The sequence below is a fragment of the Acinetobacter sp. CFCC 10889 genome (assembly GCF_003268395.1).
Taxonomy (GTDB): Bacteria; Pseudomonadota; Gammaproteobacteria; order Pseudomonadales; family Moraxellaceae; genus Acinetobacter.
In genome coordinates, this window is sequence record NZ_LQXQ01000104.1 from 1 (window position 1) to 5,096 (window position 5,096).

The 5,096-nt window shown below is 38.4% G+C and carries 1 protein-coding gene and 1 pseudogene; both read left to right on the forward strand.

Annotated features, from left to right (window positions below; translation table 11 throughout):
• Positions 1-252: 252 nt before the first annotated feature.
• Complete coding sequence (locus AVJ19_RS20190; RefSeq protein ID WP_228203418.1) at positions 253-4,206, forward strand: Ig-like domain-containing protein; 3,954 nt, start codon at positions 253-255, stop codon at positions 4,204-4,206.
• A gap of 216 nt (positions 4,207-4,422) precedes the next feature.
• Positions 4,423-5,096 (forward strand): annotated as a pseudogene (locus tag AVJ19_RS22610) (IS3 family transposase); the annotation flags it as partial.

Genomic DNA, 5,096 nt, shown 5'->3' on the forward strand with positions numbered 1-5,096 from the left:
ACCCAAGGCGAAATTACCACTTCAATTAATTCTGATGGATTGATTAAAGGTATAACAGAATCTGTTCCAACAGAATTTGTTGGAGAAGGTCTAAATGTTATTACTTTAAAAATTACAGGTCTGAACACATCTGGAGAATCAATTACTATTACAAGAACTGTCGATTTAAGTTATGTGAATGGAACTGAAACTGGCTCGTATTCTTATCAATTGCTAGAAAGTGATGGGATTGTTGATGGTTCTGCTGTCACCGTGGAAGCACATACAAAAGATAATGATAAGTCTGATATATATGCTTATAGCAATTTATCAGGCTATACACCAGATGATCCAAGCACTACAGAAAATGAGTATCAACCGGGACTTGATTTGGTTGAGCCTACTATAGCAATTACTACAGTAGGTAATAATGGACATGTGGTTTGGAGCGGTACTGAAGAAGATACTGATTTCAGTACATCGACTAAGCAATCATTTACAGTAACGGGTACAACGACTGGAGTAGAAGCGGGACAAGTAGTCAGTGTTACTTTTGCGAATACCTCTGATAATCAGGTAATTACAGTGACAGGCAAGGTACAGGCCGATGGTAAATGGTCTGCTACTGTAACTGCGGAACATGCAGCAAAATTGCTAGATGGTACGGCAACAGCAATTGTACAGGATCATGGGAATAATACAGCAACGTCAAGTGCTGCCAATTATGTGGTAGATGCTCCACTAGCAAATGTGACGCATTATTATGATGATATTGACAGTGTACAAAACACAGTAACAACTTCTGGTGCATTGTCAAATGTATCCATCTCTAGCAAAGTGACTGTTGCTTGGGATTCCAATGCCGTTATCGTCGAACAGAGTAATGTGGCAACTACATATGGTAGCTTTAGTATCGATAAAAATGGAAACTGGACTTATAAATTAAATACTAATTTACAAAGTACGCTTAATTCAACGAAAGCTCCATTAACTGATATTATTTCTGTGACTGATAGTTTAGGAAAAGCGTATGAAGTTAAAGTATCTATTAATGAGAATGGTTATGCCGAAGGCTGGGTTGGCATATCTGCAACGACTGCTTCATTAAGTGCAGAAACTAATATTGCCAGTGATGGAAATACATTTACTATTTATAGTAATGACTCTCTTGGTCGTATAGAGGGAACGGTAGCATCTGGTGTGGAAAAAGTCCGTATCTATATTAATAAACAGGATACTTCCGACAATCCAAGTACTTTGCCGTATCCAAAATATCTGGAAGTGAATGTTGATACTGATGGTCATTGGATCGTTACAGAAGCAGAGTTACAAGCTGTACTAGAACATATCTGGGAGGCGGATCAATTAAATAATGACAACATTTATATTCAGGTGCGTGCTATTGATCCTGTGACAGGCAAAGTTGGAGAGGTATCAACTAAATATACTTTTGTAGTTGATACTATAGCACCTGAAGCGACGAATGTTAGCTATGATGGAAGTTCTGGAGTAGTGAATGCATTGGTGTATGGGGATAGTAGCAGTACCAAACATGCCAATACAGGTGATAAAGTTATCGTGACGTATAAGGATGCGCAAGGTAAAGAACATTTGGCTGGTGAAGGTGTTGTAGGTGATAAGTATGGTTCAACTAACTATTTGAACATCAATATTGAATTAAATTCTAATGTGAAAACAGCTGTTAATACAAATACTCAGTTTGTTGTCTATGTCACAGATAAGGCAGGTAATACTGGTACAAGTAATGATAAAACCATTGATCCGACTTTAGTTCTGCCTACACCTGTTGTCGATGGCTATATAGATGACGTAGGCGCAATTCAAGGTAAGATTACTGAAAATGGGGTAACTGATGATCAACAAGGTCAGATTACTGGTACGATTAACTTAACAGCAGAGCAGCTGGCACTGGTTGATGAAGTCAGAATTTATTTATATAACAATACCAGTAAATGGATTTCTATTCCTGTTGCAGAGCTAGTATCAACTGGTAATGGCAATTATCGTTGGACGACAAATGTTTCTGATTTATATAAAGTAACCACAACGGGTACACTAGCTCCCGGTGAAGTCACCATTAAAGCGGCGACTTATAATGAAGCGACAGGTGTATTGGGTGGATTCTCTCCTATCTTTAAATTTACAGTTGATGTGACTCCTCCGACCATTGAAATTACATCAGTTGCTGAAGATGAAATTATTTCACATGCAGAAAAAACAGACGGCTTTACGATTAAAGGGACAACATCTGGTGCCGAAGAAGGTCAGACTGTGACGATAAAGCTTAAAGGAACAAGTTTTACAGGCATCGTTGGTTCAGATGGAACATGGTCAATTTCCCTTACAGCACAACAAACCACTCAACTGAATTTACAGGATGGTCAAAGCTATACTGTTAGCGCAGATGTAAGTGATAAGGCAGGTAATCCAGCAACACCGGCAACGAAAGATGCCGTGGTGAATGCAGCTCCAACAGCTTCTACTACTCCTTTAACAACTAATGAAGATGTGGCTGTTTCTGGAAAAATTACGGGGGTAGATCCTACAGGAGATACATTATCTTATACCGTTAAGGACGGTGCTGGCTCCCAGCATGGTGGTACAGTGGTACTGGATTCTGTAACTGGTAACTTTACTTATACTCCTGCGCCTAACTGGTCTTCAGATTCAGAAACTGATGTTGATAGTTTTGTGGTTGTGGTGAAGGATCAATACGGTAATAGTGTGGAAGTAACACAGAATATTACTGTAACAGCTGTAGCAGATACGCCAACAACGACGGAAACTATGGATTACGATGTTGAGTCATTTTCCATGAATATGTATACGTGGACTGGAATCAAATCAATTGTTATTGATGGTAGAACATATAATTTACTTGAACGTGCTGGCAGTGGCGCGACCAATGATACTCTGGTTAAGGCATTGAATTATTTATATGAAAATAGAGCAACCAATGGTGCAACTGTAACGCATGCCGAGTCCTTTGTATCTACTAACTTGCCAACATATAATGCTGTATTTATTACAGGTTATCTATATTTGGAAAAAGGTCAAACTTATCAATATACGGGTAAGGCAGATGATAGTGGCACCATTATTATTGGGGATGAGTCCAGTTATCATGTAAATTGGTCTGGGGTAACCTCGGCAGATGCATCTTTTGTAGCTTCAGAAACAGGTTTTTATACGTTTAAACTGTATTTGCATAATGCAGATGGAGTAGGTAATTATAATTTCCAGCTTAAACATGTTTTAAAAGATGCTGATGGCAATAACATTGGTGAAGAAGCTGTAAAATATTTTAGTGACTATAATCAAATTATTGCAGAGCTGCCTGATTTTATGACCTTAAAACCGTTTAATGACACAGCAAATGAGGATAAATATGGATCAGGGAATGGTTATTATGGTGTAGTTTATGGTTATTCTGGTGCAGAAACAGATCAGATTAGTCTGAATAAGATTGAAGCATCATTAACAGATCGCGATGGTTCAGAAATTCTTTCCATGACTATGACTGGTCTTGCCGCAGGCACTATATTAACTTATTCAACTGTTAATAAAGATGGTACTATTATTTCTGGAAAAACTTCGGTAGCAGATTCTTCTGGTGAAATTATGGTAACAGGAGATACAAATATAGTTGAATTCACTGACATGAAGTTACAATTGCCTGTGGGTGTGACAGTGGATCATACTTATCAGGTGACAATGAATGTCACAGCAACGGAAACGGAAGATAATAGTACTCAAAATTCTACATTTGATTTTTCTGTGGTAGTAACAAATCCAAATAGTACCATCGTTGCGAAAATAGGTGATGATATTATTAGTACAGGGACCACAGGTAACGATACTTTAATCTATAATGTTTTGGCTGCTGCCGATGCCAAAGCAGGTCATGGCATTGATACCTGGACGGATTTTCATTTGGGTAATCCATCAAATGATACAAATGCAGATACCATTAAATTTGCATCAGATTTCTTTAGTGGTTTAACGCAGGCTATTCTGGATACAGATAATGCATCGACGGTTGGTAAATTTATTTCTGTCAATTCTGTAGATGGTAAAACTACGATATCAATTGATCGCAATGGTGATGTTGATGGTACGCCAAGTTATCAAGAGTTATTGGTTTTAAATAATACTAATACGACTTTGCAGGAATTATTAGAAAATAATCAAATCATCATTGGTTAAACCGCTATGGTGATCTAAAAAATTGCTCCATTCATGGGGCATTTTTATGGATATAGCAATAAGATTTATAATAAATATAAAGATTGTAAACCTCAGATATTACTTAACCCGAATCGCGGATAAGAAATTGACTTGAAAAATATGAGGACTAGTGAATAGCCGCCGATTTTGTAGACACCTTTTAGTTAGATAAAATGGCTAATTAACGAGGTGCTTATGAGCAGTAAACGATACCCTGAAGAATTTAAAATTGAAGCAGTAAAACAGGTCACAGAGAAAGGTCATAGTGTTGCTGATGTCGCAGCGCGTTTAGGTACGACTACACATAGTTTGTATGCCTGGATTAAACGTTATGATCCACAGCAGCCCAAGACGATAGAATCTAATGATCCAAGTGCAGAATTAGCGAAATTAAAAAAAGAGCTGCAAAGGGTCACTGAAGAAAGGGACATATTAAAAAAGGCCGCGGTGTACTTCGCAAGCCAGTCCAAATGAGGTACGCCTTTATTCAGGACAATCAGCACATATGGCCTGTTCGTCGTTTATGTTCAACGTTAGATGTTCACCACAGTGGTTATTACACATGGTTAAAGCAACCCACCAGTAAAACTGCAAGGAAACGGCAACAGCTTTCAGGCCTGATTAAACAATTCTGGCTGGAATCTGGCGGAGTCTATGGCTATCGTAAGATTCACTGTGATTTGAAAGATGTTGGCGAAAGTTGTGGGATCAATCGAGTACATCGACTGATGAAAGCAGATGGTCTTAAATCACAGCGTGGTTATCGTAAGCCTAGAGCTTACGCTGGTACTCCGGCTGTCATTGCCGCAAATAGCTTAAATCGACAGTTTAATCCAACTCAGCCGAACCAATTATGGGTGACGGACATT